The sequence below is a fragment of the Aeromonas sp. s8 genome (genome assembly GCF_040907785.1).
In the GTDB taxonomy this organism is placed as follows: domain Bacteria; phylum Pseudomonadota; class Gammaproteobacteria; order Enterobacterales; family Aeromonadaceae; genus Aeromonas; species Aeromonas veronii.
In genome coordinates, this window is record NZ_JBFOCL010000055.1 from 1 (window position 1) to 18,203 (window position 18,203).

The 18,203-nt window shown below is 59.0% G+C and carries 13 protein-coding genes; 10 read left to right on the plus strand and 3 right to left on the minus strand.

Annotated features, from left to right (window positions below):
* A partial coding sequence (locus AB5Y86_RS19150) for an integrase core domain-containing protein (RefSeq protein ID WP_368193807.1) occupies nucleotides 1-180 on the plus strand: 180 nt, incomplete at its 5' end.
* 541 nt (nucleotides 181-721) lie between these two features.
* Here the strand turns inward: AB5Y86_RS19150 and sstT are convergent.
* Nucleotides 722-1,972: a serine/threonine transporter SstT gene (sstT, locus tag AB5Y86_RS19155; RefSeq protein WP_368193808.1), complete on the minus strand. Its 1,251-nt coding sequence runs from the start codon at nucleotides 1,970-1,972 to the stop codon at nucleotides 722-724.
* A gap of 355 nt (nucleotides 1,973-2,327) precedes the next feature.
* Here sstT and AB5Y86_RS19160 point away from each other — a divergent pair, with 355 nt between their 5' ends.
* From AB5Y86_RS19160 to AB5Y86_RS19175, 4 genes are all read left to right on the plus strand, one after another.
* Complete coding sequence (locus AB5Y86_RS19160) at nucleotides 2,328-4,244, plus strand: ATP-dependent DNA helicase RecQ (protein ID WP_368193809.1); 1,917 nt, start codon at nucleotides 2,328-2,330, stop codon at nucleotides 4,242-4,244.
* 592 nt (nucleotides 4,245-4,836) lie between these two features.
* Nucleotides 4,837-6,759 (plus strand): PrkA family serine protein kinase, encoded by a 1,923-nt coding sequence (locus tag AB5Y86_RS19165; RefSeq protein ID WP_005333223.1) that lies wholly within the window; start codon nucleotides 4,837-4,839, stop codon nucleotides 6,757-6,759.
* A 23-nt stretch (nucleotides 6,760-6,782) separates the two neighbouring features.
* Entirely contained in the window at nucleotides 6,783-8,054 is a 1,272-nt protein-coding gene (locus AB5Y86_RS19170) for a YeaH/YhbH family protein (RefSeq protein ID WP_005333225.1), read from the plus strand.
* Between the two features lie 9 nt (nucleotides 8,055-8,063).
* The gene (locus AB5Y86_RS19175) at nucleotides 8,064-9,584 is read left to right on the plus strand and encodes a SpoVR family protein (RefSeq protein WP_019445117.1); all 1,521 of its coding nucleotides are present in this window, start codon (nucleotides 8,064-8,066) and stop codon (nucleotides 9,582-9,584) included.
* A gap of 161 nt (nucleotides 9,585-9,745) precedes the next feature.
* Here AB5Y86_RS19175 and fadJ read toward each other — a convergent pair whose 3' ends face one another.
* Nucleotides 9,746-11,893 (minus strand): fatty acid oxidation complex subunit alpha FadJ, encoded by a 2,148-nt coding sequence (gene fadJ, locus AB5Y86_RS19180; protein ID WP_368193824.1) that lies wholly within the window; start codon nucleotides 11,891-11,893, stop codon nucleotides 9,746-9,748.
* On the minus strand, nucleotides 11,893-13,203 hold the full coding sequence (gene fadI, locus AB5Y86_RS19185) for an acetyl-CoA C-acyltransferase FadI (protein WP_368193810.1): 1,311 nt from the start codon (nucleotides 13,201-13,203) through the stop codon (nucleotides 11,893-11,895). The genes fadJ and fadI overlap by 1 nt, the downstream gene beginning before the upstream one ends.
* 182 nt (nucleotides 13,204-13,385) lie before the next feature.
* Between fadI and AB5Y86_RS19190 the strand changes: the two genes are divergently transcribed.
* From AB5Y86_RS19190 to AB5Y86_RS19210, 5 genes are read left to right on the plus strand one after another with little or no spacing between them, the layout of a single operon-like run.
* On the plus strand, nucleotides 13,386-14,336 hold the full coding sequence (locus tag AB5Y86_RS19190) for an AAA family ATPase (protein WP_368193811.1): 951 nt from the start codon (nucleotides 13,386-13,388) through the stop codon (nucleotides 14,334-14,336).
* Nucleotides 14,327-15,229: a DUF58 domain-containing protein gene (locus tag AB5Y86_RS19195; protein WP_368193812.1), complete on the plus strand. Its 903-nt coding sequence runs from the start codon at nucleotides 14,327-14,329 to the stop codon at nucleotides 15,227-15,229. The genes AB5Y86_RS19190 and AB5Y86_RS19195 overlap by 10 nt, the downstream gene beginning before the upstream one ends.
* A complete protein-coding gene (locus AB5Y86_RS19200) occupies nucleotides 15,214-15,753 on the plus strand; it encodes a DUF4381 domain-containing protein (protein ID WP_368193813.1) in 540 nt (179 codons plus the stop codon). Before AB5Y86_RS19195 ends, AB5Y86_RS19200 begins: the two co-directional genes overlap by 16 nt.
* Nucleotides 15,750-16,742 (plus strand): VWA domain-containing protein, encoded by a 993-nt coding sequence (locus tag AB5Y86_RS19205; protein WP_368193814.1) that lies wholly within the window; start codon nucleotides 15,750-15,752, stop codon nucleotides 16,740-16,742. Before AB5Y86_RS19200 ends, AB5Y86_RS19205 begins: the two co-directional genes overlap by 4 nt.
* The gene (locus AB5Y86_RS19210) at nucleotides 16,733-18,184 is read left to right on the plus strand and encodes a VWA domain-containing protein (RefSeq protein WP_368193815.1); all 1,452 of its coding nucleotides are present in this window, start codon (nucleotides 16,733-16,735) and stop codon (nucleotides 18,182-18,184) included. Before AB5Y86_RS19205 ends, AB5Y86_RS19210 begins: the two co-directional genes overlap by 10 nt.
* Nucleotides 18,185-18,203 lie beyond the last annotated feature (19 nt).

Here is an 18,203-nt window from a genome sequence, read left to right on the forward strand (position 1 = left end):
CAGAATGCGTTGGCGGAGCGGGTGAACGGGATTTTGAAAGGAGAGTTATTGTTGCAAAGCCCGCAGGATTTGACGCAAGCGCGGGAAATGGTGCGTGAAGCAGTGGATATTTACAACGCGGAGCGGCCGCATCATGCGTTGAAATACAGAACCCCCGATGCAGTACATAGGGGGTTCTGAGTAGAGAAATGCTAGTTGAAAATGTGTAAACCTATTTCAGGACTAGACATGCACTCTGTGCCACCGCGATTCCCCTGCTCTCTCCTTATTACTCCTCTCACTCTGTAGGCTGTCTGCATGATCACCAGCACCATGACTGAACACGTCGGGTATCAACAGATTAACCCCCCATGCCCGCAGCTCAATATCGCCAACACGTTTACTCCCCCTCACCAAACCATGATGGCGTGTCTGATAGGACGGGTTCATCTGCCGCAGCCAGCCACCTCCATTCTTCTTTAATGCTGTGATTGTCTTGAAGAGCTAGGGTAAGCCATAGCAATCGGCTGTTAGCAGAACAGACAAAAATGTGTAGCGCACAACAGAAGGAGGAAGCACAACTCGAAGGGATAAAGATAAAGCAGCGCCCTGGGCAAGGGCGACAGAATGTCCGGCACATCAGCCAATGAGATTGATCAAAGAGGAAAAGAGAGCAAATCCGGCAATAAAAAGCGCCCTCCGAAGAGGGCGCAAGTGTGTTGCGAAACTGACCGTTACGAGATCAGGCTTCGCGGCTCGGTATCGGAGCCACATCCAGCAAGGTTTCATCTTCGGCCATGCAAGCTGCGGCGGTAAACAACACGTCGGTGGAGCTGTTAAGGGCTGTCTCGGCAGAATCCTGCAGCACGCCGATGATAAAGCCGACGGCTACTACCTGCATGGCGATGTCGTTGCTGATGCCAAACAGGCTACAGGCCAGCGGGATCAGCAGCAAAGAGCCACCGGCGACACCGGACGCGCCACAGGCACTGACGGTGGCAACCACGGAAAGCAGCACGGCCGTTGCCATGTCCACTTCCATACCCAGGGTATGTACCGCCGCCATGGCCAGCACAGTGATGGTGATGGCCGCACCTGCCATGTTGATGGTGGCACCCAGCGGGATGGAGACCGCGTAGGTATCTTTGGGCAGGCGCAGTTTTTCACACAGCGCCATGTTGACCGGAATGTTGGCGGCAGAGCTGCGGGTAAAGAAGGCGGTAACGCCGCTCTCTTTGAGGCAAGTCAGCACCAGCGGATAGGGGTTGCGCTTGATCTTCCAGAAGACGATCAGCGGGTTGACCACAAAGGCGATAAACAGCATGCAGCCGATCAGCACCACCAGCAGTTGGGCATAGCCAAACAGGGCGTCAAAGCCTGTCTCTGCCAGAGTGGAAGCAACCAGACCCAGGATCCCGAGCGGGGCACAGCGGATCACCGCTTTCACGATGGCGGAGACACCGTGAGACAGGTCAGTGATGAGCGCCTTGGTGCTCTCGTTGGCATGGCGCATGGCGATACCCAGACCGATGGCCCACGCCAGGATCCCGATATAGTTGGCATCCATCAGCGCCTTGACCGGGTTGGTCACCACGTTGAACAGCAGGGTCTGCAGCACCTCGGTTATCCCGCCCGGCGGGGTGATCTCGGCAGTATTGGCCACCAGATGTAGATTCGTGGGAAACAGGAAGCTGGCGATCACCGCGACCGCGGCCGCAGAGAAGGTACCAAACAGGTAGAGCGCCAGCAGCGGGCGAATATTGGTCTTCTGACCCTGCTTGTGACCAATGATGGCCGCCATCACCAGTACGAATACCAGCAGCGGGGCTACCGCTTTCAGTGCGCCAACAAACAGACTGCCGAGCAGACCTGCCGTTTTCGCCCACTCGGGGGCAAACAGTGCCAGCAAGATACCAAATACCAGACCAACCAGGATCTGGCTGACCAGGCTGGTGCTATTGACCAGCCGAAGGAGGGGGTGTTGTTGTGTCATCAAAAAAGTCCCTAAGCACCGTAGTGCATGAATCATGAGTCCTGTCTGCAACCACTCATCGGGAGACCCCTGTCGCCCGGATGTGGTGTCTGTGGCCAGCCTTCTGTCGGGCCGATCCGCCAGTCACCGGATTGCATGTCGGAATATCCCATTCGCCATCTTTTTTTTCCAGAGACTCACCAAAAAATATCCCGTTTCCATCACAAAAAACCGCAACAAAACCTTAACTACAGCGCAACCACCCATTTTTGTACGTTTTATCGACACTCTCTGCCCTCACCCTCACGACCATTCCTGTGCCACCCGTGACCGGTGTCGCTGTGCTATCATCCCCCATTTGCCGCGGAGCCTTGCCATGATCCCATCCCTGCTCAACCAATATTTTGGTTTCTCCGCACTCAGGCCAGGTCAGGAGGCGGTGATCAGCCGGGTGCTGGCTGGTCAGAGTGCCGCCGCCATCTTTCCCACCGGCTCCGGCAAGTCCCTCTGTTATCAACTGCCTGCCCTCGCCCTGCCTCACCTGACCCTGGTTATCTCGCCGCTGCTGGCGCTGATGCACGATCAACTCGCCTTCCTCAAAAGCAAGGGAATAAGCGCCGCTACCCTCGACTCGAGCCAGAGCCCGGAGGAGAGCCGACGAGTGATGCAACAGGCGCTGGATGGCCAACTCAAGATCCTGATGATTTCGGTAGAACGGCTCAAAAACGAGCGTTTTCGCCGCTTTATCCAGCAAGTGCCGCTCTCGCTGCTGGTGGTTGACGAAGCCCACTGTATTTCTGAGTGGGGCCACAACTTTCGCCCCGACTACCTCAAGCTGCCGAGCTATCGCCATGACCTGAAGATCCCGCAGGTGTTACTGCTGACGGCCACCGCCACACCGGCGGTGATTCAGGATATGCAGACCAAATTCGGCATCGAACCGGAGGGGGTCGTGGTCACCGGTTTCTATCGCCCCAATCTTGATCTGGCGGTCATTCCCCTGTCGCCCGACGCGCGAGATAGCTGGCTCGCGCAGGAGTTGGCCAACGATCCGGCGGCACCCACCATCGTCTACGTCACCTTGCAACACACCGCAGAAGCCTGTGCCGAGCAACTCATTAGAGAAGGGATCAACGCTCGCGCCTATCATGCCGGGCTCGACTCGGCGCTGCGCAGTCAGATCCAGCACGACTTCATGGCGGGCAAGGTGGATTGCATCGTCGCCACCATCGCCTTTGGCATGGGCATCGACAAAGCGGATATCCGGCGGGTCATTCACTACGATCTGCCCAAATCCATCGAGAACTACAGCCAGGAGATTGGCCGCGCCGGACGAGATGGCCAGCCATCGCGCTGTATCGTGCTGGCCAACCAGAGCCAGCTGCCGGTGCTGGAGAACTTCGTCTACGGCGATACGCCGGATTTGAGTGCCATCCTCCAGCTGCTTGCCATCATCAAGCTGAGCGGGAACGAGTGGGAATTCACCCTGCTGCGCCTCTCCAACGACACCAATATTCGCCAGTTGCCCCTTAAAACCCTGCTGGTCTATCTGGAGATGGCAGGCATCATCACCCCGGCCTACAGCTACTACGCCGACTACCGCTTCAAGTTTGTGCTGGATAAAGGTGAGATAGTGAGCCGCTTCAATCCGGATCGCCGCCAGTTTCTGGAGCAACTGTTCGCCTGCGCCCCGCAAGCGCGCAGCTGGTGCACCATGGACTTTGACGCCCTCTGGCAGGGCTATCAGGGGGAGCGGCAGCGGGCGGTTGCGGCGCTCGACTACCTGCAGCAGCAAGGCTGGATCGAGCTTGAAAGCAAACAGATGACCGAGGTCTACCGGATCACCCGTCAGGGGTGGGACAACGAGCAGGAAGCAAAAGCCCTGCACGCCCTGTTCCTGCAAAAAGAGCAGAGTGAGCTGGCCAGACTGCAAGCCATGCTCGACTTTTTCACCTCAAGTGAGTGCCTGAGTCACCGCCTCGCCCGCTATTTTGCCGATGAGGTGGCGCCGGTTCATTGTGGCCACTGTTCGGTTTGTCGCGGCGAGGTGGCACATCTCCCTCCCCTGCCCCCACTGACCATGCCAAACGCGGCGGGGATCCGTGCCTGGTGCGATCCGCTGATTGCCAAGACAGGTTCGGTGGATGCGCGTGTCCTGGCCCGTTTTTTGTGCGGTATCGCCACACCGCTGACCAGCCGGGTCAAGGCCAAATCGCTGGCGGGCGCAGGCCAATTGGCCGCTCACCCGTTTGCCCGCGTCCTGGCTGCCGTGCAACAAGCCTACCCTCGCTAGATGAGTGCTGACGGCTTCAATAGCCACCAGCAGAAACAAGCGTTTACAGACGCAAAAAAAAGAAGACCCTCGCGGTTGCGAGGGTCAAGCCAACGGAAACGTGCTTAAACAGAGCTTGGTGAGGCAACAGTCAACTCTCTTGCTAAAGCGTCTTGCTGCTCACACATCGCCAATCTAGGGCACTCAAAATGTAGCGTCAATGTAAAAATTAGAGCAAAAAATCCAAACAAAGTGATTTACGTTGACGTTCACGTAATGACATTTTCATCCATAACCCCGCTAACCCGCAGCCCCATTGCCTTTCGTCAAACCCCTTAATCTTTTCGCAATAAGTTCCCTGTTTCCCATAAACATTTATTTTTTATGTCTTTGACATTTACCTCACTATCGTGGCAAAAATAATTTAACAGTCAGTAACATAGCGGTGTTGTTGACTGACCCTCCCCGCAAAAGGATCGGGCAGGTTTCTTCAGAATTTAACCTATCAACCGTGATGGATTACTGGAGTCTGTTGACTAGGCTTTAAAAGCGCACAACACAAAAGCAGTCATCCACTTTTTTCAGGGTAAGCGACTATAACGAGGGCAAAGTTATGGGCATATTCGAGCATTACCAACAGCGATATGAAAAAGCGAGAGAAGAGGAATATACCATCCAGGAGTTCCTGGATATGTGTAAGCAGGACAAAGCCTGCTACGCCTCCGCAGCCGAACGTCTGCTGACCGCCATTGGTGAGCCGGAGATGGTAGACACCTCAGCCAACCCCAGACTGAGCCGACTCTTCTCCAACCGCGTCGTGGCACGCTATCCCGCCTTCAAGGATTTCTACGGGATGGAAGAGGCCATCGAACAGATCGTCTCCTACCTCAAACACTCCGCCCAAGGGCTGGAGGAGAAGAAACAGATCCTCTATCTGCTGGGCCCCGTTGGCGGCGGTAAATCCTCGCTGGCAGAGAAACTCAAATCCCTGATGCAGAAGGTACCCATCTATCGCATCAAGGGCTCACCGGTCAACGATCACCCCTTCTGTCTGTTCGACATCGAAGAGGATGGGGAGATCCTGGAAAAAGAGTACGGCATCCCGCGCCGTTACCTGCGTCCCATCATGTCCCCCTGGGTGGCCAAACGCCTGCACGAGTTTGGCGGCGACATCACCAAGTTCAAGGTGGAGAAGGTCAACCCCTCCATCCTCGATCAGATTGCCATCGCCAAAACGGAACCCGGTGATGACAACAACCAGGACATCTCCTCACTGGTCGGCAAGGTCGACATCCGCATGCTGGAGCATTTCGCCCAGGATGACGCCGATGCATACTCCTACTCAGGTGCGCTGTGTAAAGCGAACCAGGGGGTGATGGAGTTTGTGGAAATGTTCAAAGCCCCTATCAAGGTGCTGCACCCGCTGCTGACAGCAACCCAGGAGGGTAACTACAACGGCACCGAGGGGCTCTCCGCCCTCCCCTTTGACGGCATTCTGCTGGCCCACTCCAACGAATCAGAGTGGCAGCAGTTCCGCAACAACAAGAACAACGAAGCTTTCCTCGACCGGGTATACATCGTCAAGGTGCCTTACTGCCTGCGCGTCTCGGAAGAGGTGAAGATCTACGAGAAGCTGCTGATCAACAGCGAGCTGACCGAGGCCAAGTGCGCCCCGGGTACCCTCGAACTGCTGGGCCAATTCTCGGTATTGTCACGGCTGAAAGAGCCGGAAAACTCCAGCATCTACTCCAAGATGCGGGTCTATGATGGCGAGAGCCTGAAAGACACCGATCCCAAGGCGAAGAGCTATCAGGAGTATCGCGACTACGCCGGTGTGGACGAGGGGATGAATGGTCTCTCTACTCGCTTTGCGTTCAAGATCCTCTCCCGCGTCTTCAACTTCGACCACGCGGAAGTGGCCGCCAACCCGGTGCATCTCTTCTATGTGCTGGAGCAGCAGATCGAGCGCGAGCAGTTCCCGCAAGAACTGCACGATCGCTACCTTGAGTTCATCAAGGGTTATCTGACTCCGCGTTATGTGGAGTTCATCGGCAAGGAGATCCAGACCGCCTATCTCGAGTCCTACTCCGAGTACGGTCAGAACATCTTCGATCGCTACGTCACCTACGCCGACTTCTGGATCCAGGATCAGGAGTACCGTGACCCCGAAACCGGCCAGCTGTTTGACAGAGCGTCTCTCAACAGCGAGCTGGAGAAAATTGAAAAACCCGCCGGGATCAGCAACCCGAAAGATTTCCGCAACGAAATCGTCAACTTCGTGCTGCGTGCCCGGGCCAACAATGCAGGCCGTAACCCCAACTGGACCAGTTACGAGAAGCTGCGCACCGTGATCGAGAAGAAGATGTTCTCCAACACGGAAGAGCTGCTGCCAGTTATCTCCTTCAACAGCAAAACCTCAGCCGAGGAGCAGAAGAAGCACGATAACTTTGTCGAACGGATGATGGAGAAAGGCTACACCCGTAAACAGGTGCGACTGCTCTCCGAATGGTATCTCAGGGTACGCAAGTCATCCTGACCCTGACTGTTCAAGGGGGAGTTATGGCGCATTTTATCGACCGCAGGCTCAACGGCAAAAACAAAAGCGCTGTCAATCGGCAGCGCTTCATCCGCCGCTACAAGAAGCAGATAAAACAAGCGGTCTCGGATGCTGTCTCCAAGCGCAGCATTCAGGACGTAGACAAGGGCGAGAGCATCAGCATCCCGACCAAGGACATCGGCGAGCCCCATTTTCATCAGGGGCACGGCGGTAAACGGGAGATGGTGCATCCCGGCAATGACCAGTTCGTCTCCGGCGACAAGATTGACCGCCCCAAAGGAGGGGGCGGCGGACAGGGTTCCGGCGAGGGACAAGCATCCAATCAGGGGGAAGGGGCCGATGATTTCGTGTTCCAGATTTCCAAGGATGAGTATCTCGATCTGTTGTTTGAAGATCTGGAGCTGCCCAGGCTGCAGAAAACCCAGCTCAATCAGCTGATGGAAGTCAAAACTTACCGTGCTGGCTACACCTCAAACGGGGTGCCCGCCAACATCAACGTGGTGCGTTCCCTGCAAAATTCGCTGGCACGGCGCATGGCGCTGCAAGCAGGCAAGAAACGCCAATTGCATGAACTGGAAGAGCGGCTGGCTCTGCTGGCCACCGATCCCAACGAGCACTTTGCCGAAATAGCCCTGCTCGAGAAGGAGATCAGGGAGCTGAAACGGCGGATCGATGCGGTGCCGTTTATTGACACCTTCGATCTCAAGTTCAACAACTTCGTCAAACGGCCCGTCCCTTCCAGCCAGGCGGTGATGTTCTGTCTGATGGACGTATCGGGCTCCATGGATCAGGCCACCAAGGAGATGGCCAAGCGTTTCTATATCCTGCTCTATCTGTTCCTGAGCCGGACCTATAAGAACGTCGAGGTGGTCTATATCCGCCACCATACCCAGGCCAAGGAGGTGGACGAGCACGAGTTCTTCTACTCCCAGGAGACTGGCGGCACCATCGTCTCCAGCGCCCTCAAGATGATGAACGACATCATCAACGAGCGTTACCCCGCCAACCAGTGGAACATCTATGCGGCGCAGGCATCTGACGGTGACAACTGGGCTGATGACTCACCGCAATGCAGGGAGATCCTGGCGCAGGACATCATGCCAAGGGTGAGGTACTACTCCTACATCGAGATCACCACCCGTGCCCACCAGACCCTGTGGCACGAATATGAGTCGGTAGCCAGCCAGTTCCCCCACTTTGCGATGGAACACATTCGCAAGGTCGAGGATATCTATCCGGTGTTCCGCGAGCTGTTCAAGAAACAAGCGGCGTGAGGAGGTCACATGATCGAAACAGAAAAACGTGTAGCGCCACTGGATGACGGACCAGACTGGAACTTCGATCTGCTGGAGACCTATCACCAGGAGATCGCCCGGGTCGCCCGTTTCTACAAGCTGGACACCTACCCCAACCAGATCGAGGTGATCACCGCCGAGCAGATGATGGATGCCTACTCCAGCGTCGGCATGCCCATCGGCTATCAGCACTGGTCGTTCGGCAAGCGTTTTATCCATACCGAGCGCAATTACAAGCGCGGCCAGATGGGGCTGGCCTACGAGATCGTCATCAACTCCGATCCCTGTATCGCCTACCTGATGGAGGAGAACACCATGCCGATGCAGGCGCTGGTGATGGCCCACGCCTGCTACGGTCATAACTCCTTCTTCAAGAACAACTACCTGTTCAAGGCCTGGACCGATGCCTCCTCCATCATCGACTACCTGCTGTTCGCCAAGAACTACATCACCCAGTGCGAAGAGAAGCATGGCATCGAGGCGGTGGAACAGCTGCTCGACTCCTGCCATGCCTTGATGAACTTCGGGGTGGATCGCTACAAGCGTCCCCAGAAGATCTCGATGGCGGAGGAGAAACGGCGCCAGAAGGCACGGGAAGACTACCTGCAGACCCAGGTCAACGAGCTGTGGCGTACTCTCCCCAAGCAGCATAAAGCTGCTGGGGTAGAAGACAGACGCTACCCTGCCGAACCCCAGGAGAACATTCTCTACTTTATCGAGAAGAATGCCCCCTTGCTGGAGCCCTGGCAGCGGGAAGTGGTGCGCATCGTGCGCAAGATAAGCCAGTATTTCTATCCACAAAAGCAGACTCAGGTGATGAACGAGGGGTGGGCCACCTTCTGGCACTACACCATCCTCAATCACCTCTATGACGAGGGCAAACTGAGCGATCGCTTCATGATGGAGGTGCTGCACAGCCACACCAACGTGGTCTATCAACCTGCTTACAACAGCCGCTACTACTCGGGGATCAACCCCTATGCGCTGGGGTTTGCCATGTTTACCGACCTGCGCCGCATCTGCGAGAACCCGACCGAGGAAGATAGATACTGGTTCCCCGACTATGCCGGCAGCAACTGGGTCGAAACCCTCCACTTTGCCATGCAGAACTTCAAGGACGAGAGCTTTATCAGCCAGTTCTTAAGCCCGAAAGTGATGCGGGATATGAAGCTGTTCGCCATTGATGACGACGATCTGAAGAACTATCTGAAGGTCTCCGCCATCCACAATGACGAAGGGTACCGTCAGGTACGCAATACCCTGTCAGCCCAGTACAACCTGAGCAATCTGGAGCCCAATATTCAGGTCTATAACGTGGCAGTAAAAGGGGATCGCTCCCTTACCTTGCGCTATGTTCCCCACAACCGCATCCCCCTTGGCGACTCACGCCATGAGGTGCTCAAACACCTGCATCAGCTGTGGGGGTTTGATGTAGTGCTGGAGCAGGACAACGGTGAACTGCCACCCGATATTATTGGCCGCTGCCCGGAGCGCAAACCGGGGATCTGATCCGTGACGTGATATCTCGACGGCCCACTTCGGTGGGCCGTTTTTTATCAGCGTTTACCTCTGCCTGCATCATCGCAGCACAACCGGCACAAACCACAACATAGAAAGAGGCCCGCATGGGGTGCGGGCCTCTTTGCCTTGCGGTCACTCTGCAGCGATTATCAGTAGAAGGTCTGCTGCTCTGCGGCCATCGCCTTGAGACGGGCACAGGGGGCGAACCGGTCGCCGTGGCGCTTCTGGTAATACTCCAGACGGCCAACCAGATGATCGATCCCGAGCGTGTCCATATAACGGAACGGGCCGCCGAGGAAGGGCGGGAAACCGATGCCGAAGATGGCGCCGATATCACCATCACGGGCCGACGCCACAACACCGCTATCCAGCGCCATGGCCGCTTCGTTGAGCATCAGCAGCACGCAGCGCTCGGCGATCTCCTGACGGGCCAGCTTGGCAGAAGGCTTGATGCCGAGCACGCCATAGACGCTCTCGTCCACCGTCTTCTTGCCCTCTTTGCCGGTCAGCTTGTTACGCGGTGCCGCCTTGCCATAGAGGTAGAAGCCCTTGCCGTTCTTGCGTCCCTTGCGATCATTTTGCAGCAGCTTGTCGAACGCCTTGGGTGCCTGGAACTGCTCGCCGCCCAGCTCTTTCTCGAGAATGGGGGAGATCTTGGCGCCCACATCGATCCCCACCTCGTCCAGCAAGGTGATGGGGCCAACCGGGAAGCCAAAGTCCAGCAGCGCGCTATCCAGCACCTCCACCGGCTCCCCTTCCAGCACCAGTCTTGCCGCCTCATTCATGTAGGGCGCCAGGATGCGGTTGACATAGAAACCGGCTTCGTCCTTCACCACGATGGGGGTTTTGCCCTGGGCACGGGCAAAAGCCAGGGTGGTGGCGACCGTCTCGGCACTGGTGCCAGCGTGGGGGATGATCTCCGCCAGCGGCATCTTGTCCACCGGGCTGAAGTAGTGCAGCCCCACGACTCGCTCCGGATGCGCCGCCTCTGCCGCAATCTGGTTGATGGGCAGGGATGAGGTGTTGGAGGCAAACACTGTGTGCTCACCGCACTCACGCTCCACGTCCTTCACCATCTGGTGTTTGAGATTGAGATCTTCAAACACCGCCTCAACCACCATGTCCACCCGGTGGAAACCGGAGTAGTCGAGGGTACCGGTCAACATGCTCATCTGCTTTTCCAATTCGCTGCGCAAGATGTGGCGACGTTTGAGCTTCTTGGCCAGAATGTCATAGCTGTAGCGCATGGCATTGCCGATCCCGGCGCTTGCCACATCCTTGATCCGCACCGGCACGCCCGCCTTGGTAGCGGTGACGAACGCAATGCCGCCCCCCATCAGACCACCGCCCAGCACGGCGGCATGGGCTACCTTGCGCGGCTCGGCCCCCTGATAGGTGACCTCTTTCTTCATCTCGGTGGTGGCAAAGAAGATGGAACGCAGGGCGGCAGACTCTGCCGTCATCACCAGCTCGCCAAAGTGGCGGGATTCAGCGGCCAGACCGGCCTTCATCCCCTCCTCCACGCCGATGCGCACAACGTCCAGGATCCGCTCCGGCGCCGGGTAGTTGCCGCGGGTCTTGGCTTTCACCCCCTTGCTGGCCTGATCGAACAGCACCTTGCGACCCAGCTTGTTGGTCTCCAGCACCTTGCCCTGCAGATCCCGTTTCAACTGATGGCGCGGTTTGCCCTTCTTGGCCAGCTTGATGGCAGCATCCAGCAAGATTGACGGCGGTACCACATCGTCCACCAGCCCCAATTTCTTGGCTTGTTTGGCCCGCACCTGTTTGCCGGTCAGCATCAGATCCAGCGCCTTGGCCAACCCGATAAGGCGCGGCAGGCGCTGGGTACCACCGGAGCCTGGCAGCAAACCGAGCTGAACTTCCGGCAATCCCAGCACAGATTTGCCATGATCGGTCACCACCCGACCATGACAGGCCAGCGCCAGCTCCAACCCGCCACCGAGGCAGGGGCCATGAATGGCGGCGATCACCGGAATGGTCAGCCCCTCGATCTCGGCGAAAATCTCCTGCCCTTCCCGAGACAGGGTCTCGGCATCCTTGGCACTGGTGCAGGCGGCCAGCATGGTAATGTCAGCGCCGGCGATGAAGGAGTCCTTTTTGCCTGAGGTGATCACCAGCCCGATCAAATCCTTGTTGCGTTTTACCTCGTCCAGTACGGAGCGGATCTCCTCGACAAAGGCGGCTTTCAGGGTATTCATGCTCTCGCCCGGCACATCCATGGTGAGGATGCCGATGCCATCTTTGCGAACATCCAGGGAAAAAGTCTTAGCGCTCATCATTCAACCTCCAACACCATAGCCACGCCCAATCCACCCGCCGCACAGGCGGTGTTGAGCCCCAGTCCCCCGCCGCGACGACGCAGCTCGTGCAGGGTCTGGGTGATCATCCGCGCACCGGTCGCGGCAAAGGGGTGGCCATAGGCCAGCGAACCACCGAGGACGTTGAACTTCTCCATGTCCACCTCGCCGATGGCCTGTTCTCGGCCCAGCTTGTCACGGGCAAACTCGTGGCTGGCAAACATCTTGAGGTTGGCCAGAGTCTGGGCGGCAAAGGCTTCGTGCATGTCGATCAGAGTCAGATCGCTGAGCGTGATACCGGCTCTGTCGAGCGCCAGCGGCGTGGCATAGGAGGGGCCCATCAGCATGTCTTGCCACACATCGATGGCCGAGAAGGCGAAGCTGCGGATATAGCCAAGCGGTTCGAGGCCAAGCTCTTTCGCCCGACCTTCGCGCATCAACAGCACGGCGGCGGCGCCATCGGTCAGCGGCGTGGCGTTGGCCGCCGTCACTGTGCCATGGACCCGGTCAAACACCGGCTTGAGCTTGGCGTAGCTCGCCAAGTCCGAGCTTTCACGGATATTGTTGTCCCGCTCGAGCGGCGACCTGTAGGGCGGTACATGGGCGGTAAACACCTCGCCGCTGAGCTTGCCATCAGCCCAAGCCTGCGCGGCCAGGGTGTGGGAGCGATGAGCCAGCGCATCTTGCGCCTCGCGGCTGATCTGGTGGCTCTTGGCCATCTGCTCGGCCGTCTGCCCCATGGAGAGGCCAGTGGAGTATTCCGCCACCGCAGGTGGCACCGGCAGCAGATCCTTGACCCTCAATGTCCGCAGAATATTGAAGCGCTGCTGCAGATTGCGCGCCTTGTTGAGATCCACCAGGGCGCGGGCCAACTTCTTGCTCACCCCGATAGGCAGCACGGAGGAGGAATCTGCCCCACCGGCGATGGCGATGTCTACGGTACCGGCCATGATGGATTCGGTGACGTTGGCCACCGCCTGGAAACTGGTGGCGCAGGCGCGGGAGACACTATAGGCATCGGTATTGACGCTCATGCCGGTACCGAGCACGATCTCGCGGGCAATGTTGGGGGCTTCCGGCATCTGAACCACCTGACCAAACACCAGCTGGTCGATAAGCTTGGGATCGAGATCGGTACGGGCAAGCATCTCGCTCACCACCAGTTTGCCGAGATCGACTGCTGGCACGCCATGAAAGGCGGTAGCCTGCTTGGCAAAGGGGGTACGCAGCCCCGCCACGACGGCAATCCGTTCGCCCTGGCGAGTCGTCAGTTTCAATGGCTGTTTCATCCTGGCTCCTTGGTTTAAAAGGCAGAGGTCTGACCTCATTGCGCCACATCTTAACAATCCAATCACAAGTTTCATACAGCTGATTGAAACTAAATTAAGCGCGGCAAGGCCCCTTTGCTCGCCCTTGGGAAGCAACTGGAGTATAAAAAGATCAACTTCCATAAAAACAACGGGTTTATCGCATGGCAGCGGCCGAGTTCAGAGCACTTAGGGACTATCTTGGCAGTCAGATCCTGGGGCAAGAGGAGCTAATAGAAGGGCTCCTGATTGCCCTGTTATGTGAAGGACATGTGTTAATCGAAGGGGCCCCCGGCCTTGCCAAAACCCGTGCCGTCAAGGCGCTCGCTGGCGCCGTTGAGGGGCGCTTTGCCCGTATCCAGTTTACCCCCGACCTGCTTCCTGCCGATCTCACCGGCAGCGAGGTGTTTCACCCGCAGGATGCCAGTTTTGTTTTCCAGCCAGGCCCCCTCTTCAACCATCTGGTGCTGGCGGACGAGATCAACCGGGCGCCGGCCAAGGTGCAATCAGCGCTGCTGGAGGCCATGGCCGAACACCAGATCACCGTGGGCAAAAAGAGCTGGCGGCTGCCACCCCTCTTTATGGTCGCCGCCACCCAGAATCCCATCGAGCAGGAGGGAACCTATCCCCTGCCGGAGGCGCAGCTCGACCGCTTTCTGCTCAAGCTTATGGTGGATTACCCGAGCCCTATGATGGAGCTCGCCATCTTGCAGCTCAATGCCAGCGGGGAACAGCTTGGTGCGGCGCCGGTGACCCTGAGCCAGACCACCTTGCAACGTGCCCGCAGCGACGTGCTGGCGGTGACCATGCAAAGCCGACTGGAGCACTATCTGGTGGAGCTGGTCTGCGCTACCCGCCCAGGCAGCGGCCTATGCCCAGCCCTTGAGCCGCTGATTGCCGTGGGTGCCAGCCCCCGTGCCACACTTGGGCTGGCTCGCTCCGCCCGCGCCCGAGCCTGGCTTGCCGGACGAGATTATGTGCTGCCGGAAGATATCCAGCTGCAAGCCTATCCGGTGCTGCGCCACCGCCTTATTCCCAGCTATCAGGCACTGGCCGACAATCTGGATAACGATATCCTGATCGCCCAACTGCTGGATCAGGTGCCATGTCCCTAGCGCCGGAGCTCCATCCCGATATCGTCCTGTCGCTGCCACAGCTGCTCAATATCCGGCTATGGGCCAAGGCCAGGAAGCCACCTCACGCAGGCAGAAGCAGCAGCGAACGCGGCAAACCGGGCCGCTCTCCCGGACTCACGTTTCGCGAGCTGCGCGCCTATCAGGCTGGTGACGAGGTACGCCATATCGACTGGCGAGTGACCGCACGCCTCGGCCGTCCCTATACCCGCCTCTACAGCGAGGAGCTCGATCAGGCGCACTGGCTGCTGCTCGATCTCTCTCCCGCCATGTATTTCGGCTCCACGCTGCAGCTCAAGGCGCGTCTGGGGTGCGAGCTGGCAGCAGCCCTCATCTGGCAAGGGGAGAAGCAGCAAAACACCCTGATCTGCCACGGGCTTCCACCCCATCACCAGAGCCAGCGCGGCAGCGTGCTGCCTCTGCTCGAATCCCTCTGCCATCACTACCAGCAAGGGCTGGCACGTCGGCCCCTTTCTCACTCGCTGGGCGACACCTTGTCCGGCGTGAAGCTGCCTCACGGTGCCAAGCTGACGATCATCACCGACCACAGACCCTGCGAGTCGGTGCTCTGTCAGCAATTGCAACTGCTCTCCCGGCGCCATGATATTCACTATTGGCAGATCCGTGACCCCCTCGAGGCAGCCCTTCCCCCTGACGGCCAGCTGCCAGTGGCCATCGATCGGCCAGGGCAGCACTATCAGGGCTGGCTGGATGGGGGCCATGCCGGTTTCTCCCAGCGCTACCGGCATGCCGCCGAGCAGCAGCTGGCCCACGGCAAACAGTTGCTGTTGCCATTGGTGCAGCGTCTCTATCTGCTCGATAACAGCCAGACGCTGCAACAACAGTGGCAGGAGGGGTTATGTCATCAGGGATGATCTCCCCCGCCGAACTCGACAGCGCCAGTCCAGCCTCCGACGCCATCACTCCGCCGCTTGCCGCCCTGATGCGCGACATCCACCCGGGGCCGGATCTGATTGAACAGAGTCTTGACCCCAGAGTGCTGGCGTTATTGTGGCTATTGATCACAGCATTATTGCTGCTGCTGATCGTCCTGATTGCCCGCAGGGTGATACGTTACCGCCGCTGGTGTCGTCAGCTGGAGGGAGATCCGGCACTGCTGGTGGCACGCATACAGGAGGCCCTGCGTCATGAAGCATTGCAACGCTGGCCCGAGGCGCGCCAGCTTCAGGGAGAGGCGTGGCTCGCCTTCGTTGATCGTCACGGTGGCAGCGATTTTAGCCAGTTCTCGTCTCACTGGAGCAGTTGGCTCTATGGCAGCCAGAACCCGACTCGCGAGCAGTGCGAACAGCTTCAGCAACATTATCGCCGCTGGGGTCAACCCCTCTTCTTGCAACGCTCCCCCCGCTCTGGGCGTAAAGCCGCACGGAGGCATCCATGATCCTGGCCTGGCCCTGGTTTGCGCTGGCGCTGGTGCTGCCCTTGCTGGTGCGCTTCGGCTTGCCGCCCCTGCGCCGCGGTTATCTGGCTCATCCCGGGTTTGCGCTGCTGCGCCCCCACGCCGGATTGCCGCTCTGTCGCGCCATGCTGCTCTGGTGTGCCCTTATCCTCGCCCTCTGCCGCCCCCAGTGGTGGGGGGAACCGGTTATTCAATATGAAGGGAGTCGGGATTTGCTGCTGGCGGTGGATCTGTCAGACAGCATGCGCACCCCTGATATGCTCGATAACGGCGAGCAGCAAGCACGGCTGACGGCGGTGCGCCAGCAGATCAAGGCGCTGATCGCCAAACGGGCCGGAGACAGGGTGGGCCTCATCGTCTTTGCCGATCACGCCTATCTGCTCTCTCCCCTCACTCAGGAGATCCCTGCGTTGTTGACCTTGAGCGACGAGCTCGATTTTGATCTGGTCGGCCGAACCACCGCCCTTGGCGAGGCGATCCAGCTGGCACGTCAGCATGGGGATCTTGGTCGCCCCACCGCCCTGCTGCTGGTCACTGATGGCCGCAATACCGCAGGCAATGCCGACCCGCTACAGGAGGCCAAACTCGCCGCAGCGCAGGGAATACGGATCTACACGCTGGGGGTCGGGGCCGATCCCGATACCTTTATCCAACCCTATGATGAGGCAGGCAGCGGTCAGGCCGATCCCAGCAGCGAACTGGACGAACCGCTCCTGAAAGAGCTGGCAAAAACAGGACAGGGGCGCTATTTCAGGGCGCGAACCCAAAGCGATCTCGATGCCATCAATGCGACCCTCAATACCCTTGAACCTGCCCCCATGCCGGTTGCCCAGTACCAGCCGGTGATCGAGCTCTACCCCTGGCCGTTGGCACTGCTTTGTGGCTTGCTGCTTCTGCCATCAGGACACGGCAGACTGGAGTTTCGCATGGTGCGTAACTGGCTGGCACGAGGCGCGCGCAGATGGAGCTGATCTTGCTCCGCCCCCTGTGGCTGATCGCACTCATCCCCTGGCTCTGGCAAGGGTGGCACCGTCGTCGCCAGCCCCCGCTGCTCGCACCTGCGATGCAGGCTTATCTGCTGCCAGCCTCCCGTCCTCAGCGCCCCTGGCTCTGGCTGGCAACCCTGCCCGTGATTTTGGCCCTGAGTGGTCCCGCACTGCGCGGTGAGCTGCAACAGCAGCCCGCGGCACCGCTCGATATCTGGCTGCTCGACTTGTCACGCTCGATGACCGCCACCGATCTCAAACCGGATCGGGCAACCCGGGTCAGATGGCAATTACAGCAGCTGCTGAGCCGCGCCAAGGGCGAGCGCATTGCGCTGATCCTCTACGCAGGCGACGCCTACCTCGCCATGCCGCCAACCCGGGATCATCAGGCCCTTTCGCTGCTACTGCCCGACTTGCGCCCCGATATCATGCCGTTGCAGGGCAGCAACCCGGCACGGGCGGTGGAACTTGCCATGAAGCAGCTGGCCCCTGGAGAACAAGCGCGTCTGCTGCTGATCACCGACGACCTCACCCAGAATCAGATGACCCAAATCGCCGCCCTGTGGCCCTGCCAACAACGCCTTCTTTGCCGCGACACCCAGTCGGCACGCCTCGATATTCTGCTCGCCAGCAGCGGTCAACCGGCCCCCATGCCCGCCATTCCGGCCAATGAGTTGGGGTTTGCCGCCCGCATGCCCGCGCAGTTGCCCGCCCCCGATAGTCAGGCCATTGCCGCGCTGGCCAATCGCCTCGGCGGTGAGCTGCAGTGGCTTAGGAGCGATGTCCCCCACTTTGCACCGCTGCCCACCACCACCTCGGCCCTCACCCCGGCGCCACTGGATCTTGGCCCCTGGGTGCTGATCCCCTTGTTACTGCTGGCCTTGCTGGCCAGAGTCGGCGCCCGGCTGATGGTGGCGCTGATGCTGGGGTGGCAACTGCTTGCGCCACAAGATCTGCAAGCAACAGAGAGGGGGGATCTGCAAGCGATGCAGGCTTATCAAGAGGGGGATTTTCAGCGGGCTGCCCACACCTTCAACGATCCAGTCTGGCGCGGCAACGCCTGGTATCGGGCCGGAGCCTACTGGCAAGCTATCTCAGCCTATCAGGAAGCGACGAGCGCCACCGCCCACTACAACCGCGGCAATGCCCTGCTGCAACTGGGGGAGTTTGCGGCCGCCAAAGAGGCCTATCTGGCCGCTCTGGCGCTTGAACCCGGGCATGAAGATGCGCTCTATAACCTCTCTCTGTTACAGGGCGCAGCGACCGCCGCTCCCGATACCAGCAACAGCAAGCAACCCGAACCATCGGCTGAACAGCAGGCAGCAGCAATGCCCTTGCCACCCTCCCCCCCGGTGTTGCTGCTGGAGCAGCGACTGCGCAAAGAGGCGCTGCGCCGGGACCTTATCAAGGTGGAGGAGCCCTGGTGACGCAGGCCGGATGGGGGCT

Excerpts from the sequence above, each read along its gene's own strand:
- sstT (WP_368193808.1), bottom strand. The coding sequence starts at position 1,972 with ATGACACAACAACACCCCCTCCTTCGGCTGGTCAATAGCACCAGCCTG.
- AB5Y86_RS19160 (WP_368193809.1), top strand. The coding sequence starts at position 2,328 with ATGATCCCATCCCTGCTCAACCAATATTTTGGTTTCTCCGCACTCAGG.
- AB5Y86_RS19165 (WP_005333223.1), top strand. The coding sequence starts at position 4,837 with ATGGGCATATTCGAGCATTACCAACAGCGATATGAAAAAGCGAGAGAA.
- AB5Y86_RS19170 (WP_005333225.1), top strand. The coding sequence starts at position 6,783 with ATGGCGCATTTTATCGACCGCAGGCTCAACGGCAAAAACAAAAGCGCT.
- AB5Y86_RS19175 (WP_019445117.1), top strand. The coding sequence starts at position 8,064 with ATGATCGAAACAGAAAAACGTGTAGCGCCACTGGATGACGGACCAGAC.
- fadJ (WP_368193824.1), bottom strand. The coding sequence starts at position 11,893 with ATGAGCGCTAAGACTTTTTCCCTGGATGTTCGCAAAGATGGCATCGGC.
- fadI (WP_368193810.1), bottom strand. The coding sequence starts at position 13,203 with ATGAAACAGCCATTGAAACTGACGACTCGCCAGGGCGAACGGATTGCC.
- AB5Y86_RS19190 (WP_368193811.1), top strand. The coding sequence starts at position 13,386 with ATGGCAGCGGCCGAGTTCAGAGCACTTAGGGACTATCTTGGCAGTCAG.
- AB5Y86_RS19195 (WP_368193812.1), top strand. The coding sequence starts at position 14,327 with ATGTCCCTAGCGCCGGAGCTCCATCCCGATATCGTCCTGTCGCTGCCA.
- AB5Y86_RS19200 (WP_368193813.1), top strand. The coding sequence starts at position 15,214 with ATGTCATCAGGGATGATCTCCCCCGCCGAACTCGACAGCGCCAGTCCA.
- AB5Y86_RS19205 (WP_368193814.1), top strand. The coding sequence starts at position 15,750 with ATGATCCTGGCCTGGCCCTGGTTTGCGCTGGCGCTGGTGCTGCCCTTG.
- AB5Y86_RS19210 (WP_368193815.1), top strand. The coding sequence starts at position 16,733 with ATGGAGCTGATCTTGCTCCGCCCCCTGTGGCTGATCGCACTCATCCCC.